Consider the following 22,223-nt stretch of genomic DNA (forward strand, 5'->3'; position numbering starts at 1 on the left):
ATGATTCCGCAAAGTGTGTAACGGGAAATGCACTGAACAGTTACGTTTCTTATTACATAAGTTACATTTTAACATCATTTTTTACAAAAGGCAATTACAATTAGAAAATATTAACACCAGATAATGCAAAGGAGAGGTAGTAATTAAAGGAAATTTCATGTATAATGAAATCTGCTGGTTACAAAATGGATAAGATTGTCTGATATGGTTAAAATGTTAATGTCAGAGAAGGTTTGCACAGGGTGTGAACAGCAGCATATGAGGGGAACTGACAGATAAGGAGTTATAGAATATGAAAAAATCTGATACAGAGCAGGATACCTCTGCTCTGGAAGAGAAAATAGTTCCCGAAAGACAGACAGACGAGGAACTTGATAAAGAACTACAGCAAATAGAAGAAGAGAACCGCCGGGAAGAGCAATATTATGAGGAACGCCGCCGTGAACGTCATGAGCGTAATCTGAAGAGAAAAAAGAGGCAGATACGAAATCGTAATCTGGCTCTTATTATTACTGCTTTGGTGATACTGGGCGGGGTTGGTTATTATTTCAGAGACCAGCTGGGACTGCAGGATAAAGCAGAGATGCTGGTGGCAAAGGCGAAGGAAGTAATTCCGGGAAATAGCACACAGAGTCAGGAGAATACGGGTTCGGCAGATGGCGAACCAGAGACAGAAGGAAAGACAACTGGAGAAACACCGGAGGCAGATGCAAATAGCACTGACGATTCCGAAAATCAGGAAAATGATGGAAGCGATACCGGTAAAGCTGGGCAGGAGGGAAACAGTACCGGGGAATCATCCGATACCCAGAACCAGCCGGAACAGGAGGTTACCCAGGCCGCTGCTGAGGATGTGAACAGAGTGATGCCTCAGGCCGCAGCAGCAGGAGCGGGTATTATCAGAAGACAGATCCGCCATGAGAAAAAGGTGCTGACCACCGCAAAAGAAAAAGCGACCCAGTATGATTATGACGGCGCCATCAGCCTTCTTCAGAAAGACAATGCATACGTGCGAAACGTGCATTTTCAGAATGCAGTCCAGAAATTCCAGAAAACAAAGGATAAATGCGTAGCGTGGTCTCCGGAACAGGTGACACATATTTTTTATCATTCACTGATTGCAGACACCTCCAAGGCATTTGACGGAGACTATAAGACGGATGGTTATAACCAGGTTATGACCACCATGACAGAATTTAATAAGATCACCCAGATCATGTATGACAAAGGGTACGTAATGGTAAATCTCTACGATCTTGCCGAACTGGATGAGGATGGCAGGATGAAGGCGAAACAGATTTATCTGCCTAAGGGAAAAACGCCTTTTGTACTTTCCCAGGATGATGTGTGCTATTACCATTCACAGGATGGTGACGGCATTGCCACCAGGCTTGTGGTAGATGACGAGGGCAAGGTCCGGAATGAGTATGTGCAGGACGATGGAAGTACTGTTGTGGGAGACTATGACGTGGTACCGCTTATTGACCGCTTTGTGGAAGAACATCCCGATTTTGCCTACCATGGACATAAGGGAATTGTGGCGCTTACCGGCTATAATGGAATTCTTGGATACCGTACAGATATCAGTTACCAGACAAGACCCGATGATCTGAATGACGACAAAAAGGCATGGCTGGATGCCCATCCGGATTTTGACCTGGATACGGAGCGTGCCGGGGCGAAGAAGGTTGCGGATGCCATGAAAGCAGAAGGATGGACTTTTGCAAGCCATACATGGGGACATAAGAATATGTCTACGGTTTCTATGGAGCGTCTGCAGACTGATACTGAGAATTTCAAAGAAAATGTGGATCCGCTTATTGGCGGAACAGATATTATTATATTTGCTTTTGGAGCAGATATAAATGGAGGCGGAGAATATACCGGGGATGAGAAGTTTAATTACCTGAAATCTCAGGGATACGACTATTACTGCAACGTGGATTCCAACAAATACTTTGTGCAGATCACAGACGAGTATTTCCGGATGGGACGAAGAAATGTAGATGGATACCGCATGTATTACAATCCGGAGCTGCTTTCCGATCTGTTTGATGCAAGTGAGGTGTTTGATTCTTCCAGACCGACGCCGGTACCTCCGATGAATGGCGGCTGATAAATAGCTGCTGGTCACGGAGTGAACAGTAACCGATAAATAGAAAGATTAAACAGAATTCCGCCAGCAGGCTTTCTTTTTGGAAGAAAATGTGATAATTTTATAGAAGAGAAACTGAAGGGAGTATGAAATGAAAAGAAAAGCATATTTAGCAGCTCTGGTAATGTGTATGGCACTTGCCGTAAATGGCTGTGGAAACGATAAAGAAACTGAGAATAAAGCTGCGCAGGAGCAGACAGAAACTACAACCGATACAACAGACACAGCAGATTCCCAGACGCAGGCAGAACCATACACCGATTCTACCGGTGCTACACGCCTTGTTTCTGTGGATAATGTGGAGAAATATATTACCATTGCAGACTATAAGGGGATAACTCTTGACAATTCTGTACAGGAAGTTACAGATGATGCTGTAGAAAACCGTGTTGCCGAGAATCTGAAGGACAATTCCGTAGAAGTGACGGATGAAAGCGCTGTTGTACAGGATGGGGATACCGTTACCATCAACTTCGTAGGAACCAGGGATGGCGAGGCGTTTGAGGGCGGAACCGGAAATAATTACGATCTTGTGATCGGAAGCGGAACCATGATCCCCGGATTTGAAGAGGGAATTGTTGGCATGAAGAAGGGAGAGACCAAGGACGTACCGGTTACTTTCCCGGAGAGCTACCGCAGCACAGAACTGGCTGGCAAGGACGCTGTTTTCCAGATCACAGTGCAGAGTTTCAAAAGACCGCCGGAACTGACCGATGACTGGGTAGCATCGAATACCGATTATACCACAACAGATGACTATAAAGCTTCTGTCCGCACACAGCTTGAGCAGGAAGCGCAGGATCAGGCGCAGAGCAGTCTGCGCAGTACAGCATGGACAACCATCTTTACCAATTCCGAGGTTGTGGAATACCCGGAGAAGGATGTTGAAGAGGCAGCGAAGACTTTCCGGAGCCAGGCTGAAGCTTATGCGAAGCAGGGAAACATGGAACTTAAGGATTTTGTAGAATCCCAGGGTGTTTCCATGGATGATTTTGAAGCGCAGTGCCAGCAGTATGCACAGGCGAAGGTAAAACAGGATCTGATCATCCAGGGAATTATGGATGCTGAGGGAATGACACTGGAAGACGAGGAAAGCCTTGCAATCCAGAACCAGCTGGTTGAGCAGTATGCATCAGGAGATCTGGCTGCGCTGATCGATACTTATGGACAGGTAGCTGTCGACGAAAGCATTGGACTTATGCGGGTTCAGGATTTCATTATTGCAAATGCAAATTATGATCAGCCTGCAGCAGATACGGCAGACAGCCAGGCAGCAGATGAGGCAGAGACTACAGATACAGCAGAGAATACAGATAATACCGGTGCAGCGGCTGACAGCGCATCAGAACCGGATGCCAGTGCAGATGCACAGGACACAGATTCAGAGAATTAATCCCGGGAGAGGAACTTAAATCATGATTATCAGAAATGGAGAAGTATTTCAGGAAGATGGAAGCTTCAAAGTCCAGGATCTGTATGTGGAAGATCATAAGATCGTGGCCTCTGAGGATGAAATAGCAGATAAAACAGTGATAGATGCAGCTGGGCTTAAGGTACTTCCAGGACTGGTTGATGTCCACAGCCATGGAGCATTCGGGCACGATTTTTCAGACGCAGATCCGGAAGGGCTTAAGATGATTCTGAAATATGAGAAAACGCATGGAATTACATCTTATTGTCCCACGTCCATGACATTGCCTGCGGAAGAACTGAAAGAGATTTTTTCCACTATTAAGACAGTAGGCGTTATGGAAGATGGTGCCACTGTGAGGGGAATCAATATGGAGGGACCGTTCCTGGATCCGAAGAAAAAGGGCGCCCATGTAGAAGGATATATCCGCAGAGCGGATGCTGCTTTTTTCAGGGAACTGAATGCCTATTCCGGAAATATGGTGAAGCTGGTAACTCTGGCTCCTAATATGGACGGAGCTATGGAGTTTATTGATGAAGTACATAATGAGGTTTGTATTTCACTGGGACATACAGCTGCTGATTATGAGACGGCCCGTGAGGCTATGCGAAGAGGGGCACATCATGTCACTCATCTTTATAATGCAATGCAGCCGCTGGCACACAGAGAACCAGGACTTATTGGAGCCGCATCCGATGATGAAGCATGTATGGTGGAGATGATCTGCGATGGTATCCATATCCATCCGTCTGTGATCCGCGCCACATTCAGAATGTTTGGACCAGAGCGGATCGTGCTGATCAGCGATTCCATGATGGCGACAGGAATGGAGAATGGAACTTATCAGCTGGGCGGACAGGAAGTAACCATGAAAGACTGTAAGGCCACTTTAAAGGATGGCACCATCGCTGGTTCTGCAACGAACCTGTATGACTGCATGCGCAAAGTGGTATCCTTTGGCGTGCCGCTTAAGGAAGCTGTCTGGGCTGCTACACGAAATCCTGCGAAAAGCATTGGAATTTACGACGAAGTAGGTTCTCTTTCCGTTGGAAAAGAAGCCGATATCCTTCTGGTAACAGATGAACTGGAATTGAAGAAGGTATTATAAGATCAGAGCGAGTCTGAAAAAGGCTTTCTGCAGGATGTGCTTCACAATTCATAGGAATGATTTTTCAGACAAACTCTAGGGTAACAATAGGTGTAGCTGTGGAGGTAATGAACAGCTACACCACAGATAAAGAGGGAAGATAAATGGATAGAAGGGTATTGCGCGAAAGAATGCGCAGGAAGCAGCGCCAGATCAGGAGACGTAAGATTATCAAGCTGGTAACTTACGTAGTGGCAATGGTGCTGGCTGTGATTTTTGTAATAAGGGGCGTGATTTTCCCAATTGTAAGCCGTATTGGAGGGAAAAGCACTGGAAGTTCCCAGCAGGTGCAGGCGGATGCCGAAGGAGAGGATACGTCAGATAGCGGAACGGATTCTACAGAGGCGCAGCGCCAGCCGTTGAAGGGACAGAGTGATGTTACAAAGGTGGCCTCCCTGACACCAGGCTGGCATGAGGATGACAATGGCCGCTGGTATCAGAATGCGGATGGTACATATTACACAAATGGTTTTGCAGAAATTGGCGGAGTGGAATATGCTTTTGATTCAAACGGATATATGCAGACCGGATGGGTTACAAAGGGTGTCAATGACTACTACTTTAATGATGACGGTTCTTATAATCCAGAAAAGAAACGTCCTTTGATCGCACTTACCTTTGATGACGGGCCGGGTCAGTACACAGACAAGCTGTTGGATTGCCTGGAAGAGAACAACGCCCACGCAACCTTCTTCATGCTGGGCCAGAATGTCCAGAGCTACCAGAGTGAAGTAAAACGTATGCTGGATATTGGATGCGAGATTGGAAACCATTCATGGGATCATAAAAATATGTTTGAACTGAGTCTTGATGATGTAGCTAAACAGTTCAATGATGCGGACCAGGCTCTTATTGATGCCTGTGGACAGGCTTCTACTGTAGTGCGTGCACCATATGGAAACTGCGATGATGATATTATTTCAACTGTTGGAAAACCATTTATCATGTGGTCTATTGACAGTCTTGACTGGAGTTACATGGATGCAGATCTGGACTACAACGGAATTATGAATGACAGCGGACTGCAGGATGGTGCTGTGATCCTGATGCATGATATTCATGAGCCATCTGTGGAGGCAGCGATTCGGCTGATCCCGGATCTGATCGCGCAGGGCTATAAGCTGGTAACCATCAGTGAGATGGCACAAGCCAAGAATGTTACACTGCAGCCTGCAAGATATGCAGAGTTCTGGCAGAGTGCCCTGGATGAGGGACTGGTACCTGGATATGCTGGAAACAGTTCTTCTGAGGATGCTTCTTCTGAAGACAGCTCTGGAAGCGGCAGTTCGGATGATAGTTCAGAAGATTTCAGCGACGGTTCCGGAGATGGAAGCGATGAAAGTGACGGAAGCGACGGATACACGGACGGCAGTGAAGATGGAGATGAGGATTTCAGCTCTGATTCAGGCGAATAAAGTTTGCGCATCAACTGCTGCTTCCTGAGCACTGCGCAAGAAGCAGCGGCTCTGTTATACATTGCAAAGCTGGTCATTTTGAAAGAATTGAACAGTAATATGAAATACGCTTGTACTTAAGAGAAACATGCAAAGTACAGGCGTATTTTTTTACAGGAAAAATTGGTTTAACTGTATGTTTTTTATAAATAATAGACAATTTTGTGGTGACATGGACAGAAAGAATATGCTATAATGTGCATAAGAAATTGAAAGTTTAGGGAGGTAACTTTCGGATGGGAGAGAAATTACAGTTTACAGAGCTTGACCAGTATCTGTTTGGTCAGGGAACCCATTATGATGTTTACAGGAAGCTTGGCGCGCACCCGGTGAAACAGGGGAAAAAAGAAGGCGTTTATTTTGCAGTATGGGCACCTAATGCACAGGCTGTTTCTGTAATTGGAGAGTTTAACGACTGGGACGAGCAGGCATCCCCAATGAAAAAGGTAGGTCCGATCGGTGTATTTGAGGCATTTGTCCCTGGGGCGAAGATTGGACAGCTGTATAAGTTTTTCATTATAGGAATGCATGGGGAGCAAATTTATAAGGCAGATCCTTATGCAAATGAGGCAGAATTAAGACCGGGAACCGCTTCCAGGATCACGGATATCGGAGCGTATAAATGGAAAGATGCCACCTGGATGAAGAATCGCCAGAAGTTTGACGAGAACAAGGATGCCATGGCAATTTATGAAGTCCATCCTGGTTCCTGGATGAGGCATCCGGCTACTGAGGAGAATGAGAAGGGCTTTTACAATTACAGGGAGCTTGCGGTGAAGCTGGCCCGGTATGTAAAGGATATGGGATACACCCATGTAGAATTGATGGGAATCGCAGAGCATCCGTTTGACGGATCCTGGGGATATCAGGTGACTGGTTATTATGCACCAACCTCCCGTTATGGAACCCCTCAGGATTTTAAATACATGGTAGATTATCTTCACAGACAGAAGATTGGCGTGATCCTGGACTGGGTGCCGGCTCATTTTCCAAAAGACGCTCATGGGCTTGTGAATTTTGACGGAACCGCAGTTTATGAGCATGCAGATCCAAGACAGGGGGAGCATCCGGACTGGGGCACGAAGATTTATAATTACGGCAGACCAGAGGTAAAGAACTTCCTGATCGCAAATGCCCTGTTCTGGATTGAAGAGTGCCATGTGGACGGTCTTCGTGTTGACGCGGTTGCATCCATGCTGTACCTGGATTACGGCAAGAATGATGGCCAGTGGGTTGCCAATAAATATGGTGGAAACCAGAACCTGGAAGCAATCGAGTTTTTTAAGCATCTGAATACGGTAGTCCTTGGAAGAAACCATGGAACCGTGATGATCGCAGAGGAATCTACTGCATGGCCGAAGGTAACCGGCAAGGCAGAGGATGACGGCCTTGGATTTTCCCTGAAGTGGAATATGGGCTGGATGAATGATTTCCTGGAGTACATGAAGCTGGATCCTTATTTCCGTAAATTTAATCACAATAAGATGACATTTTCCATGACCTATGCGTACAGCGAGAAGTATATACTGGTGATTTCCCATGATGAGGTTGTTCATCTGAAGAAGTCCATGCTGGAAAAAATGCCTGGAGAGCCAGATGATAAGTTCAAGAATCTGAAGGCTGCTTATACCTTTATGTTCTGTCACCCGGGCAAGAAGCTTCTGTTCATGGGACAGGAATTCGGCCAGCTTCGGGAGTGGAGCGAGGAGAGAGAACTTGACTGGTTCCTTCTTGGTGAAGAGAAGCACTGTGATCTGAAGGATTTTGTGCAGGCACTTCTGAAAATGTACCGCAAATATCCTGCGCTCTATGCAATGGACACAAATCCGTCCGGTTTTGAATGGATCAATGCGGATGACGGGGACAGAAGTATTTATAGTTTCGTAAGGAAGTCACCGACTGGAAGAAACAATCTTCTAGTGGTATGCAACTTCACACCGGTAGACCGTCCGGATTACCGTGTGGGAGTTCCGAAAAAGAAACAGTATACTCTGGTCCTGGATGAGAATGGACAGACGGAGAAGAAGGTATTTAAGGCAGAAACCAGTGAGTGCGATAATCGTCCGTTTTCCTTTGCATATCCGCTTCCAGGATATGGAGTGGCTGTGTTCAAGTATTAAAAATGACTAAAGAATTGGGAAAAACAGGGTTTGGTTTGTGACTGTTGGGGATTTTTCCCAGAAGGTCAAAAATTTGTTGCTATTTGGAAAAAGTTGCGATATAATGAGCCCGAACGAAAAGAAATGGAAAAGTTGTGCATGTTGAAAGGAGAATATTGACATGAAAGTATCTAATATTAAAGACATTCAGAAATTTTTTGATGTAGTAGACAGCTGCACTGGTAAAGTAGAGCTTGTAACTGGTGAAGGTGACAGACTGAACCTGAAATCTAAATTATCACAGTATGTATCTCTTGCAAACATCTTCTCTAACGGTGAGATCCCGGAGCTTGAGATCGTTGCATATGAGAAAGAAGACATTGATAAGCTTATGCATTTCATGATCAACGGCTGATCTGCATAAATCTGTGAAATTAGGATAAATATATTAGGGGATGTGACGTAGTCATGTCCCCTTTTCTGGCAGGTATAGCAAAGGTGTTACGTTGATCCTGGGAGACAGGATGGTCGTTGCTATACAGACAGGAATGAATAACCAGGGGGTATCGGTGCTTCCTGGTCATAGCTTTTTGTGCGAAAATCCCGGCACCAGAGCTGGACGTGCCCCAAGGTATTACGAAGCATGAAAGAAATTGTAATATTTTGGGGGACGAATCTGCTTTGGCGCCCTGTATCATAGAAAGGGGAAATACAAAATGGTAAAGATTGACATTATTTCCGGTTTCCTTGGAGCCGGTAAAACAACTCTTATTAAGAAACTTCTGAAAGAGGCCTTTGAAGGCGAGCAGGTAGTGCTGATCGAGAACGAGTTTGGTGAGATCGGTATTGACGGCGGATTCCTGAAAGACGCTGGAATTGAGATCCGTGAGATGAACTCCGGATGCATCTGCTGCTCCCTGGTTGGAGATTTCGGTGCTTCCCTGAAGGAAGTAGTAGAGAAATATCATCCGGACCGTATCCTGATCGAGCCATCAGGTGTTGGAAAGCTTTCCGATGTGATTAAGGCTGTACAGGGTGTAGAAGAGGATGTTGATATTCAGCTGAACAGCTACACCACAGTTGTGGATGCAAAGAAATGCAAAATGTATATGAGAAACTTTGGTGAGTTCTTTGACAACCAGGTTCAGTATGCAGGGGCCATCATTATGAGCCGTACCGATATTGTAGATGAGAAGAAAGCAATGGAGTCTATGGAACTGCTTCGTTCTATCAATGAGAAAGCTGCCATTATCACCACCCCTATTGAGAAGCTGGACGGAAAGAAGATCCTGGAGGTTATGGAGCATCCGGTATCTCTGGCAGATGAGCTGCTGAAAGAGGAGCATGAGCACCATCATCACCATGATGACGAGTGCGGTTGTGGACATGACCACGATCATGAGCACCATCATCACGACCATGATGAGGAGGATGACCACGATCATGAGCATCACCATCACGATCATGACGGGGAATGCGGTTGTGGACATGACCACGATCATGAGCATCACCATCACCATGACGATGAGTGTGGCTGCGGACATGACCACGATCATGAGCATCATCACGACCATGATGATGAGTGCGGTTGTGGACATCATCACCATCATCATGCAGACGAAGTATTCACCAGCTGGGGACGTGAGACCATTAAGAAGTTCACAAGAGAGGGACTGGAGAAGATGTTGGAGAGCCTTTCCGCTTCTGAAGAGTATGGCGTGATCCTTCGTGCTAAGGGAATGCTTCCGGCAGAGGACGGAACCTGGATCTACTTTGATATGGTTCCAGAGGAAACTGAGATCCGTGAAGGTTCACCGGAGTACACCGGACGTCTTTGCGTAATCGGTTCCAAACTGAAAGAAAACAAGCTGGCTGAATTGTTCGGCGTAGTATAAAAATACAGGGAGGTTTCTGTAAATGGACGAAATTACAGTACCGATTTATCTCATATCCGGCTTTCTGGAAAGCGGTAAGACCTCTTTCCTCAGCTTCACCCTGCAGCAGGATTATTTCCGCACAGAGGGGAAGACTCTTCTCATTCTCTGCGAAGAGGGCGAGGAGGAGTACGACGAGGAAGCTCTTGCGAAAGACAATGTGGTAATTGAGGTTATCGAGAAGGAAGAAGATTTTACACCGGAGCGTCTCCAGGCGCTGGATATTATTCACCAGCCGGAGCGTGTGGTTATGGAATACAATGGAATGTGGCTGGTAAGCAAATTTGAAGAGATGAAGGTTCCGGCAGGCTGGGGCATTGAACAGCACATCACCTGTGTGGATGCAGGCACATTCCAGGTTTATATGCAGAACATGAAATCTATTTTCATGGACATGGTCCGCAATGCGGATATGGTTGTATTTAACCGCTGCAAGAAAGAGTATCCTCTTGCAAACTTCCGTAGAAGCATTAAGGTTGTAAATCCAAGCGCAGAGGTTATTTTCGAGGACGAAGAGGGCGAGATGACCGATATTTTCGCAGATCAGATGCCATTTGATCTGGACACTGATATCGTGGATATTCCGTCGGAAGATTACGGAATCTGGTTCGTAGATGCTATGGATCACCCGGATCGCTATGTTGGGAAAACACTCCGTTTCAAGGCCCGTGCAAGACGCCCAAGAGGAATGGGAAGCAAGTTCTTTATTCCAGGACGTACTGCTATGACCTGCTGTGCAGATGACACTACTTTCCTTGGCTACATCTGCAAGAGTGCTTATGCACCCAAGCTGAAACCAGGTGAGTGGGTTGAGGTGACGGCCAAGGTTGCCTTTGAGAACCGTTCTGAGTACCAGGGAGAGGGAATCGTTCTCTATGCAGAGAATGTAAGCCCATGCGAGCCGCTGGCGGATGAGATGGTATATTTTAATTAATAAGGAAAATAAGAGTATGTATTTAGTTGTTGGACTGGGAAACCCCGGGAAGCAGTATGAGGCGACCCGCCACAATATGGGTTTTGATACGGTCGACGTGCTTGTGGAGCGTCATAATATTCCACAGGGCGGCGTAAAATTTAACGCCATGTACGGCTCCGGGTTTATTGGCGGGGAAAAGGTTATCTTTATGAAGCCGTTGTCCTTTATGAATTTAAGCGGCGGCCCGGTGCAGGAGATGGCAGCTTATTTCAAAATTGATCCGGAGAGCCAGCTGATCATTATTCAGGACGATATTGACCTGGAGCCTGGACAGCTTCGCATCCGGAAGCAGGGCAGTGCCGGTGGCCATAATGGACTGAAGGACATTATCGGCAGACTTGGCACCCAGAAGTTTATGCGTGTAAAGGTTGGCGTAGGCGCCAAACCAAAAGGATGGGATCTTGCAGACCATGTACTTGGCAGGTTTTCGGGTGCAGACCGCAAGCTGGTGGATGAGGCAATCGAGCTTGCCGCAGACGCAGTAGAGAAAATCATAACAGATGGTCCGGATGCGGCCATGAATGAGTACAACCGAAAACGTGTTACAGAGTAATAAAAGAAGTCCAGCAACAAGCTGGGCTTCTTTTGCCCCCAAAATAGATAAAGGAGGAAAGCCATGCTTTCATTTACCCAGCCCCTGAGTGGGATGGCAGAATTTGAAGAAATAGAGAAAAGTCTTGAGAAAAATCAGGGCATTGTGCAGATCACAGGCTGTCTGGAATCCCAGAAGGCACATCTGATCCATGGGCTTTCCGGCAAAGCTCCCATGCGCCTTGTAATCGCAGGTGATGAGCGCCAGGCAAAGGATCTCTGTGAGGACCTGCGCTTCTATGATAAGAATACCATGTTTTACCCGGCGAAGGATCTGCTGTTTTTCCAGGCGGATATTCAGGGGAATCTGCTGATCCGCCAGAGAATGTGCGTGGTGAAGGCACTTCTGGAGCAGAAAGAGCTTACCGTTGTTACCAGCATTGACGGCTGCATGGATTATCTGATGTCGCTGGAAGAGATTCAGAAAAAGGTACTTCATTTTTATTCTGACAGTGTGATCAACATGGATGTGCTGAAAAATACCCTGGTCCAGCTTGGCTACGAGCGGGTAGGACAGGTAGAAATGCCGGGGCAGTTTTCTGTGCGCGGCGGTATTGTGGATATTTACTGCCTTACAGAAGAGAATCCGTGGCGAATCGAGCTGTGGGGAGATGAGGTGGATTCCATCCGCAGCTTTGACGCAGAGAGCCAGCGTTCTTTGGAGAACCTGGATGAGATTTCCATTTATCCGGCTGTAGAGTGGGCGGATGGCAAGAAGATGGTCTGTTTTGCAGATTATTTTCCAAGAGAAAAAATGCTGCTGTTTCTGGATGAGCCAAACCGGATCCTGGAGAACGGACTTGGTGTGGAGCAGGAGTATCAGCAGAGCCGTATGCACAGAGAGGAAAAGGGAGAACAGGATCTCCCGGTGCAGTGGCTTTGTGAATTTTCTAAAGTTCAGAAGGAGTTGAATAAATGCCGGGCGGTGTCTTTGTCGGCCCTGGAGCCCCGTGGCGTGGAGTGGAATTTTGCGTCGGAGAAATACAATCTGACTGTTCAGAGTGTGACTTCCTATAACAGCAGCTTCCAGCTTTTGGTGGAGGATCTGAAGAAATACAAGAAAAAAGGTTATCAGATCATTCTGCTTTCCGGATCCAGAACCAGAGCAGAGCGTCTGGCCAGGGATCTTCAGGAAAATGATCTGAATGCCTTTTACGGTTCTGATTATGACCGGGTGATAAATCCAGGAGAGATCATGGTTCTCTATGGACACGCCCGGAAGGGTTTTGAGTATCCTCTGATCAAATTTGCGGTGATTACAGAGTCCGACATTTTCGGTCAGGAGCAGAAAAAGAAGAAAAAGAAGAAGGTTTACAATGGCAAGCGGATCCAGGATTTTGCGGAGCTTTCCATTGGAGATTATGTGGTTCATGAGAAGCATGGACTGGGAATTTACCGTGGAATTGAGAAGGTGGAAGTTGACAAGGTTGTAAAGGATTACATCAAGATCGAATATCGGGATGGAAGTAATTTGTACATTCTGGCAACCCAGTTGGATCTTTTGCAGAAATACTCTGGCGCAGATACTGCCAAGGCACCGAAGCTGAACAAGCTTGGCACCCAGGAGTGGAACCGTACCAAATCAAAGGTAAAGGGCGCAGTCAAAAATATTGCCAAAGAGCTGGTAGAGCTTTATGCCGTCCGCCAGGAAAAAGAGGGTTATGTGTGCGGTCCGGATACAGTATGGCAGAGGGAATTCGAGGAAATGTTCCCTTATGAAGAAACGGAAGACCAGCTGAATGCCATTGAGGATACCAAGCGTGACATGGAGAGCACCAGGATCATGGATCGCCTGGTGTGTGGAGATGTTGGATATGGCAAGACAGAGGTTGCTCTCCGCGCTGCCTTTAAAGAGGTGCAGGAGAGCAGACAGGTGGTGTATCTGGCGCCAACTACCATTCTGGCCCAGCAGGTTTACAATACCTTTGTCCAGAGAATGAAGGAATTTCCAGTACGGGTAGATCTGCTCTGCCGTTTCCGCACTCCTTCCCAGCAGAAGAAGACGCTCCAGGACCTGAAAAAAGGACAGGTGGACATTGTGATCGGTACCCACAGAGTGCTTTCCAAGGATGTGGAGTATAAGAACCTGGGACTTTTGATCGTAGACGAGGAGCAGCGTTTCGGCGTTACCCATAAGGAAAAGATCAAGCAGCTGAAAAAGGACATTGATGTTCTCACATTGACAGCTACGCCGATTCCCCGAACCCTTCATATGAGCATGATCGGGATCCGGGATATGAGTGTGCTGGAGGAGCCGCCTATGGATCGTATGCCGATCCAGACTTACGTTATGGAATATGATGAGGAGACTGTCCGGGAGGCCATTGGAAGAGAGCTGCGAAGAGGCGGTCAGGTTTATTATGTTTATAACCGGGTGACGGACATTGATGAGGTTGCCCTTCGGATTTCCAAGCTGGTACCAGATGCCAGGGTGGATTTTGCCCATGGACAGATGAGCGAGCGGGAACTGGAACGGGTTATGTACGATTTTATCAATGGAGATATCGACGTGCTGGTTTCTACCACCATCATTGAGACAGGGCTGGATATTTCCAATGTGAATACCATGATCATCCACGATTCCGATAAATATGGACTTTCCCAGCTTTATCAGCTGAGGGGAAGAATTGGACGCTCCAACAGGACTGCCTATGCATTTCTGATGTACCGCAGAAACACCATGCTACGGGAGGTGGCGGAGAAGAGGCTTTCTGCGATCCGGGAGTTCACAGATCTGGGAAGCGGCTTCAAGATCGCCATGCGTGATCTGGAGCTCCGCGGTGCAGGAAATCTGCTGGGAGCACAGCAGCATGGACATATGAACGCAGTGGGCTATGACCTTTACTGTAAAATGCTTAGTGAGGCGGTGAAAGAGGCAAAAGGTATTCATACAATGGAGGATTTCGAGACCACCATTGATCTGAACATGGATGCCTTTATTCCAGATACGTATATCAGCAATGAGTTCCAGAAGCTGGATATTTACAAGCGTATTGCGGGAATTGAGTCTCAGCAGGAATATGATGATATGCTGGAAGAGCTGATCGACCGGTTTGGGGAGCCACCGAAAGCAGTGCTGAACCTGCTTGCCATTGCAAGGCTGAAAGCGCTGGCCCACCAGGGATATATTACGGAAATCAAGCAGCTGCAGCGGGAGATCCGAATCACTCTTTATGAGAATGCACATTTGAACCCGGAGGGAATTCCGCCGCTGGTTGCCAGGTACCGCAGACAGCTGCAATTCAAGCCGGATAAAGAGCCGAAATTCCTGTTTGCCCCGGTGGGGGATATTGTGCAGGCGCTGACGGTGTTTGCAAAAGAGTTGATGGGGCTGGTGGAAGAATAACGAAAATTGTGTGAAATCCGCCAGATTTTCCCCTTTCTACTTGCCCTCATGGGAAAAAAGTTTTATACTCTTATTAGCGTGCCCGTAATAGGAGATTGTGATGGAAGTATACAATGATTTTACCGGCACATCAGTGAAAGGGTAATTGGTGATCAATATGAAGAAAATCGTGAAGAACACAACCGTAGCAGCGCTGGCTGGTGTAATGGCAATTGGAATGCTTTCCGGCTGCGGAAGTAAGACTATAGATGGAGAGAAGACTGTAGCAACTGTAGATGGTACAGACATTCCTATGGGCGTGGTAAGCCTGTATGCCCGTGAGTCACAGGCCCAGACCGTCGCTATGTACAAGAGTTTCATGGGAAGTGCTGGAAATATCTGGAGCCAGGTGGTAGATGAAGATGCCGGTACCACATATGGTGAGCAGGCTGTAGGACAGTTCCTGGAGCAGGTTGAACTGATGTACATCATGAAGGAGAAGGCAGCAGATTATGGTGTTGAGGTTACTTCTGATGATGAGACTGCCATTGCAGATGCAGCAGCACAGTTTATGCAGGATAATGACGAGGATACCCTGAAGGAGCTGGCAGTTTCTGAAGACCAGGTGAAGACACTTCTGGAGCTTGAGACCTACCGCCAGAGAATTTACGATCCGATCCGCAATGAGGCAGAGGTTGACATAACTGATGAGGAGGCGCAGCAGTCTTCTTTCAGTTATGTGAGCATTTCTATCAGCGGGGATGATCTTTCCGATGACGACATTGCTACCCGCAAGGAGCAGGCACAGGAGATCCTGGATAAGATGAAAGAAGATCCGGCTGCAGACATGGGCGAGACAGCCAAGGCGGTAGATGATACCTACAGCGGACTGACTGGAACTATTTTCACAAACGACAGCGATGATGAGGATATTTCCAATTCCTATGATGATGCGGTTGTAGAGGCTCTTAGAACTCTGAAAGACGGCGAGGTTTATGGTGAGCTGGTTGAGACTGACACAAACGTATATGTTCTCCGCATGGATAAGGTAAACGATGAGGATGCAACTGCTTCCAAGAAAGAGTCCCTTGAGAATACCAAGCGCAGCACCTACTATTCCGAGGCCACCCAGAAGTGGCTGGATGATGCAGAGATTACTGTAAATGATAAAGTTCTTTCTACTTTGACAATTACAGATGAGCACAGCTTTACTATTAAGGATACTTCCACAGATACAGCAGCAGATACCAGCACAGATACTGAGGCTGCTGACACAAGTGAAGATTCAGAAGCCGCAGCTTCCGAGGATGCTGAGGCAGCAGATGCAAGTGAAGAAACTGATACAGCGGAATCAGATACAGAGGATACCACTGAGGAAGACAGCGCAGAAGATACTGCTTCTGGTGAGTCTGACAGCACGGACGAGGCAACTTCCGAGGAAGAGACAACCGAGAATAACTAAGTTATTTACGGAATGAGAATTTAATAAGGAAATTTATATAAAAGGCCTGCCTGGTGAATTCAGGCAGGCCTTTTATAAAGAGGAAAACGTAACTGTGAACCACGTTCATAAAAAACATCTCGCGGAATAGCTATCTGGAAACTTTAATTGGCGAGGAAGTTTACATAAAAAATATCTAGCGGAGAAAAAAGGAGGAGAGAGCTTATGCGAAAGAGAACTCTGATTGCAGGAATGCTTCTTGGAATGGTTTTGTGTGCCACTACCGTAAGTGCCGAAACCGTTTTTGACGAAAAAGAGATTGAGATTCCGGGACTTCAGAAGGAATATACCATTGCCGTGGTAAATGACCAGCATATTATTGTGGAAGATGGAGATTATGCAAAAGAAAAAGAAGAGGAAGTGGACAGCCGTTACGGGCTCTTTTGCAATGAAGAGGGAGTCCACTCTTCTGATGCCTGGCAGGGAATTGTGGAGGACGTAAATAATCTGCAGCCGGATGGTGTAGTCCTGGATGGAGATATGATCGACTTCTTTTCCCAGGCGAATCTGGACTGTCTCATGGGGGGACTGAAGGAGATTGAGGCACCTGCCATGTATCTTCGTGCGGATCACGATCTGGCGTCCTGGTACAGTGATAATCTCACCTCCAAGGAAATCAACAAAAAGGAAAAAGCTGCCTGGGAAATGGACAGCGTGATGGTACAGGATTACGATGAATTTCTGGTGGTGGGAATCAATAACAATACCAATCAGATTTCCAAGAAGGGCTTAAAGAAAATAAAAGAGGTGTGGCAGCAGGGCAAGCCTGTCATTCTTGCCATGCATGTGCCGCTGCAGTCCCAGCTCAGTGATGATCTGGACAAAGCATCCAAAGAGGTCTGGCAGGACAGAGCGCTGATCTGGGGAAATAAGGATTGTTATTATGAGCCGAATGAGAGAACACAGGAATTTCTGGACATGGTTTTCGCGGAGGATAGCCCGGTGGTGGCTGTGATCGGGGCGCATCTGCATTTCGCGCATGAGGATCAGTTAAATGACAAGATCGTGCAGTATGTGTTTGATGCCAGTTATAAAGGAACTGTTGGTGTAATTAAGGTGAATGCGGCAGAATAATAGAAAATGAAAGAAATCTTTGGTACATTTCAAAGAGGTAATCATTGTTCCCTAAAACACTTTGCAAAATACTACCTGTGGATAGTAAAAAGAAGTGACCGGACAGATGTGCGATACTGGGGAAATCACTATAAAGGAAGAATAGCATGAAAAAGATACTTCTCATTGCAACAGGAGGCACCATCGCCTCTAAATATACGGCAGAGGGCCTGGCACCGCAGATTTCCGCAGAAGAGCTGCTGGAATACATCCCGGAGGCAAGGGGATTCTGTACCATTGATACGGTACAGCCTTTTGCACTGGACAGCACAAATGTGTGCGCAGGCCACTGGCTGAAGCTTGCCAGACTGATCGAATCTAAATATGAATTTTACGACGGATTTGTGCTTTGCCACGGAACCGATACCATGGCGTATACAGCTGCGGCTTTGTCCTATCTGATCCAGAATAACCGCAGACCGATTGTGATTACAGGGGCGCAGAAGCCCATTGATCTGGCAATCACAGACGCCCGTTCCAACCTGCTGGATAGTCTGCGTTTCGCGTCGCATGACCGGTCACATGGGATTTCTATTGTGTTTGGCGGAAAGGTGATTGCAGGAACCAGGGCGAAGAAGGAGTTTTCCAAAAGCTACAATGCTTTTTCCAGCATTAATTACCCGGATATTGCGTCCATTCATGATAATAAGATTATTTTTTATATTGATGACAAGGACCAGTCTACCAAGCCGCTTGTGTTTTATCATGAGATGAACCAGAAGATTTTTCTGCTGAAGCTGATCCCTGGAATTGACGGGAAAGTGCTGGACGCCCTTTTCCCGGCTTATGACGGACTGATTATCGAGTCCTTCGGCGTGGGCGGGCTGCCACATTATGAGAATGATGATTTTATGGAAGCCATCGGACATTGGATCAAGGCGGGCAAGCCGGTGTGCATGGCTACCCAGGTTACCCATGAGGGAAGCGACATGGAGGTTTACCAGGTGGGAAAGATCATTAAGGAGCGTTTTCCAGTGCTGGAGTCTTATGATATGACACTGGAGGCGTCTGTGACGAAAATGATGTGGGCACTGGGACAGACCCGGGATAAGGAGAAATTTAGGGAGTTGTTTTATACGACAATTAACCATGATCTGCTTTTCCTGTAAAAAACGTTGAAATATTGTGGACAAGTAAGCTAAAATATAAAAGCTGGTTACGGTTCATTTGTGGACTAGCAATTATGAAACAAAAAATGCGCTACATTGGAGGACATAACTAGATGAACAAAAAAGAAATTTCCGAAATCAAAAGGCAGTTTACCCCAGCCAATTGCAACATTACCCGTATTTGCGGCTGCTACGTAGACAGCGATAAGAATAAAAAAACAGAGTTAAAAGAAGCCTTTCTTTCTCTTTCAGAGGAAGAGATGTTCAAGTATTTTGATATTTTCAAGAAAACACTTTCCGGTACATTAGGAAAGAACCTGATGAATATGGAATTCCCGTTAGACGAGGAAAGAGAGGGTGGCAAGCACGAATTTCTGATGAAGCTTCGTGCCAGCAAATTGAAAGATGACGCCCTGATTGAGAGCTTTTATGACAAAATTATCGAAAATTACGATTATCCGGAAAATTACTACATAATCCTGGTACATGCTGTGTACGATATTCCGGGAAGAACCTCAGATGGAATTGATATGGATGACGCTTCGGAAGAAATCTACGAGCACATTCTTTGCAGCATCTGTCCGGTGAAGCTGTCCAAGGCGGGACTTTGTTATAATGCGGAAGCGAACCTGATCCAGGACCGCATCCGTGACTGGATCGTGGAAATGCCAGAGAACGGCTTCCTTTTCCCGTTGTTCAATGACCGAAGCACAGATATCCACGGTTTACTCTATTATTCCAAGAATGCAGAACAGCTTCACGATATTTTTGTGGACGAGGTGTTCGGCTGTACCGCTCCACTTTCCGCTGGCGGACAGCGTGATTCTTTCAATATGTTGGTAGAGGAAACCCTGGGGGATGACTGCCAGTATGACACAGTCATTGGAATCCATGAGAAACTGAACGAGATCATCGAAGCCCAGAAGGATTCTCCAGACCCGGTAGTTCTTACCAAGTCCGAGGTGAAGCGCCTTTTTGAGGATTGCGGCGTAGAGGATGAAAAGCTGGAAACCTTCGATAACCAGTATGAGGTGGTTGCTGGCGAAAAAGCCACTATGGTAGCCTCCAACATCACCAACACCCGCAAATTCGAGATCAAAACTCCGGACGTGGTGATCCACGTAGAGCCAGAAAAAGTAGAACTGGTGGAAACCCGGATCATTGATGGCCGCAAATGCCTGGTGATCCCCATGGAAGATGTGGAGATCAACGGAATCCGCGTGCGCATGGGCGGCGAGAACAGCGAGGAATCCATATGACTCTGGCACAACTTCGTTACGCGATTATGGTGGCAAATTCCAATTCCATGAATGAAGCTGCCCGGAATCTTTTTATATCACAGCCAAGTTTATCTTCCGCAATCAGGGAACTGGAAGAGGAAATCGGGGTAGAGCTTTTCCGCAGGACAAACCGTGGAATTTCCGTAACCCCCGAGGGCGAGGAGTTCCTGGGCTACGCCCGTCAGGTGGTGGAGCAGTATGAGCTGATCGAATCCAAATACGTCTCCAAGGAGCGCACGAAAAAGAAATTCAGCGTCTCCATGCAGCACTACACCTTTGCGGTAAACGCCTTCGTGGAAATGGTCAAACAGTTCGGAATGGACGAATATGAATTTGCCGTCCATGAGACACGCACCTACGACATTATCACCGATGTAAAAGATTTCAAAAGCGAGATCGGCATCCTTTACCTGAATGACTTTAACCATAAAGTACTGGAGAAGCTTTTCCATGAGTTTAACCTGGAATTTCACCCAATCCTGGAGTGCAGCATCTACGTCTACATGTGGAAAGGACACCCCCTCGCCGACCGTGAGCTGATCACCCTGGAAGACCTCCGGGAATACCCCTGTCTCTCCTTCGAGCAAGGCACCTATAACTCCTTCTACTTTGCAGAAGAGGTTCTGAGCACCTACGAGTACAAACGTCTCATCAAAGCCAACGACCGCGCCACCCTCCTGAACCTGATGGTGGGTCTCAACGGCTACACCCTCTGCTCAGGCATCATCTGCGAAGAGCTGAACGGTTCCGACTACTGCGCCGTCAAACTGGACTCCGACGAGGTGATGACCATTGGTTACCTCGCCCGTAAAGGCACTACGATCAGTAAATTAGGGCAGAAGTACCTGGAGGAAATAGCTAAATACAAGGACAAGGCATTACGCTAGTAACCAATACACAGCCAGTGGGGAGCGGTAAATCTAAGCGAGCCATTTAAGGAACGTTGCGACGGAGAGTGTGATTTATCCCTCCCCCGCGGGCGTCCTTTATCCTGCTATAGCCTCACCCTATAACTAGCCCAAACTTTTAAGAATTAACACTTTTTTTCCAAAAGTGTTATAGTAACCATATCGACGATGAAACACCACTTAAAGGAAAGAGGAAAGACATGTCTTCAATAGTAATCCAAGATGTGAGCAAAACCTTCGAAACCAAAGACGGTTCCGTACAAGCCCTGAACCACGTAAGCCTCTCCATTGAATCCGGAGATATTTACGGAATCATCGGAATGTCCGGTGCAGGAAAAAGTACCTTGGTACGCTGTATGAACTTTCTGGAAGTACCATCCGAAGGAAACGTATTAATAGACGGAAAACCCCTTAGCGAATTTTCCCCAAAAGAACTCCGCAAGGAGCGGGAAAAAATAGGAATGATCTTCCAGCACTTCAACCTGCTCATGCAGAAAAACGTACTGGAAAACGTCTGCTTCCCACTGTATATTCAGGGAAAAAAGAAATCCGAAGCAAGAGCAAAAGCCCTGGAACTTCTGGAAATCGTAGGACTGGCAGATAGAGCGAAGGCTTATCCAGCACAGCTCTCCGGTGGACAGAAACAAAGAGTGGCAATCGCCAGAGCCCTGGCCTCCGACCCGCAGATCTTACTCTGTGATGAAGCCACAAGCGCCCTGGATCCCCAGACCACATCCTCCATACTAGAACTTTTGCAGAACATCAATCAGAAATTTGGAATCACCATCGTGATCATCACCCACCAGATGTCAGTTGTACGTGAGATCTGTACTCACGTAGCAATCATGAAAGACGGTGAAGTAAAAGAACAAGGTCTGGTAGAAGATATCTTCAACCATCCGAAATCACAGGTAGCCAAAGAACTGATCAGCAGAGACTCTGGAAGCGACATGGAAAGCAAGAAACTTACCCAGCCTGAAATCCAGAACGGCGAAATTGTTCGAATTGTATTTTCTGAGAACTCCGCATTCGAGCCAGTGATTGCAAACCTTATATTAACCTTCCACGAACCGGTAAACATTCTGAAAGCCGACACAAAAAATGTAGGCGGTGTAGCCAAAGGAGAAATGATCCTCCAGTTTATGAACGGCAGCACCAATGTACCGGAAATGAAGAAATTCCTTATGGAACGTGGACTTGAGATAGGGGAGGCGAACTGA

16 protein-coding genes are annotated in these 22,223 nt (G+C 46.7%); all 16 read left to right on the forward strand.

The window, feature by feature from the left end; genetic code table 11:
* Positions 1 to 292 precede the first annotated feature (292 nt).
* Positions 293 to 2,116 (forward strand): polysaccharide deacetylase family protein, encoded by a 1,824-nt coding sequence (locus LIQ05_RS09825; RefSeq protein WP_226820353.1) that lies wholly within the window; start codon positions 293 to 295, stop codon positions 2,114 to 2,116.
* A gap of 130 nt (positions 2,117 to 2,246) precedes the next feature.
* Positions 2,247 to 3,548: a trigger factor gene (tig, locus tag LIQ05_RS09830; RefSeq protein ID WP_226820355.1), complete on the forward strand. Its 1,302-nt coding sequence runs from the start codon at positions 2,247 to 2,249 to the stop codon at positions 3,546 to 3,548.
* Positions 3,549 to 3,570: 22 nt separating this feature from the next.
* Positions 3,571 to 4,674 (forward strand): N-acetylglucosamine-6-phosphate deacetylase, encoded by a 1,104-nt coding sequence (gene nagA, locus LIQ05_RS09835; protein ID WP_226820357.1) that lies wholly within the window; start codon positions 3,571 to 3,573, stop codon positions 4,672 to 4,674.
* Between the two features lie 143 nt (positions 4,675 to 4,817).
* Positions 4,818 to 6,128, forward strand: coding sequence for a polysaccharide deacetylase family protein (locus tag LIQ05_RS09840; protein WP_226820358.1), 1,311 nt, complete (start codon positions 4,818 to 4,820; stop codon positions 6,126 to 6,128).
* Between the two features lie 275 nt (positions 6,129 to 6,403).
* A complete protein-coding gene (glgB, locus tag LIQ05_RS09845) occupies positions 6,404 to 8,287 on the forward strand; it encodes a 1,4-alpha-glucan branching protein GlgB (protein WP_226820360.1) in 1,884 nt (627 codons plus the stop codon).
* A gap of 160 nt (positions 8,288 to 8,447) precedes the next feature.
* Positions 8,448 to 8,681 (forward strand): polya polymerase, encoded by a 234-nt coding sequence (locus tag LIQ05_RS09850; RefSeq protein WP_226820362.1) that lies wholly within the window; start codon positions 8,448 to 8,450, stop codon positions 8,679 to 8,681.
* A 301-nt stretch (positions 8,682 to 8,982) separates the two neighbouring features.
* On the forward strand, positions 8,983 to 10,161 hold the full coding sequence (locus tag LIQ05_RS09855) for a CobW family GTP-binding protein (protein WP_226820364.1): 1,179 nt from the start codon (positions 8,983 to 8,985) through the stop codon (positions 10,159 to 10,161).
* A gap of 22 nt (positions 10,162 to 10,183) precedes the next feature.
* Positions 10,184 to 11,134, forward strand: coding sequence for a GTP-binding protein (locus tag LIQ05_RS09860; RefSeq protein ID WP_226820366.1), 951 nt, complete (start codon positions 10,184 to 10,186; stop codon positions 11,132 to 11,134).
* A gap of 16 nt (positions 11,135 to 11,150) precedes the next feature.
* On the forward strand, positions 11,151 to 11,729 hold the full coding sequence (gene pth / locus LIQ05_RS09865; protein WP_226820368.1) for an aminoacyl-tRNA hydrolase: 579 nt from the start codon (positions 11,151 to 11,153) through the stop codon (positions 11,727 to 11,729).
* 63 nt (positions 11,730 to 11,792) lie between these two features.
* Complete coding sequence (mfd, locus tag LIQ05_RS09870) at positions 11,793 to 15,113, forward strand: transcription-repair coupling factor (RefSeq protein WP_226820370.1); 3,321 nt, start codon at positions 11,793 to 11,795, stop codon at positions 15,111 to 15,113.
* A gap of 157 nt (positions 15,114 to 15,270) precedes the next feature.
* Positions 15,271 to 16,554, forward strand: a complete 1,284-nt coding sequence (locus LIQ05_RS09875; protein ID WP_226820372.1) for an FKBP-type peptidylprolyl isomerase — start codon at positions 15,271 to 15,273, stop codon at positions 16,552 to 16,554.
* Positions 16,555 to 16,758: 204 nt separating this feature from the next.
* Positions 16,759 to 17,667 carry a metallophosphoesterase family protein gene (locus tag LIQ05_RS09880; RefSeq protein ID WP_226820373.1) on the forward strand — a complete coding sequence of 303 codons (909 nt, stop codon included), beginning with the start codon at positions 16,759 to 16,761 and terminating at the stop codon, positions 17,665 to 17,667.
* Positions 17,668 to 17,813: 146 nt separating this feature from the next.
* On the forward strand, positions 17,814 to 18,815 hold the full coding sequence (locus LIQ05_RS09885) for an asparaginase (protein ID WP_226820374.1): 1,002 nt from the start codon (positions 17,814 to 17,816) through the stop codon (positions 18,813 to 18,815).
* A 113-nt stretch (positions 18,816 to 18,928) separates the two neighbouring features.
* Positions 18,929 to 20,074 carry a DUF4317 domain-containing protein gene (locus LIQ05_RS09890; RefSeq protein WP_226820375.1) on the forward strand — a complete coding sequence of 382 codons (1,146 nt, stop codon included), beginning with the start codon at positions 18,929 to 18,931 and terminating at the stop codon, positions 20,072 to 20,074.
* Positions 20,071 to 20,982 (forward strand): LysR family transcriptional regulator, encoded by a 912-nt coding sequence (locus tag LIQ05_RS09895; RefSeq protein ID WP_226820376.1) that lies wholly within the window; start codon positions 20,071 to 20,073, stop codon positions 20,980 to 20,982. Before LIQ05_RS09890 ends, LIQ05_RS09895 begins: the two co-directional genes overlap by 4 nt.
* Positions 20,983 to 21,203: 221 nt before the next feature.
* Positions 21,204 to 22,223 carry a methionine ABC transporter ATP-binding protein gene (locus tag LIQ05_RS09900; RefSeq protein WP_226820377.1) on the forward strand — a complete coding sequence of 340 codons (1,020 nt, stop codon included), beginning with the start codon at positions 21,204 to 21,206 and terminating at the stop codon, positions 22,221 to 22,223.

This window comes from Blautia glucerasea (genome assembly GCF_020537505.1).
Lineage (GTDB): Bacteria > Bacillota > Clostridia > Lachnospirales > Lachnospiraceae > Blautia_A.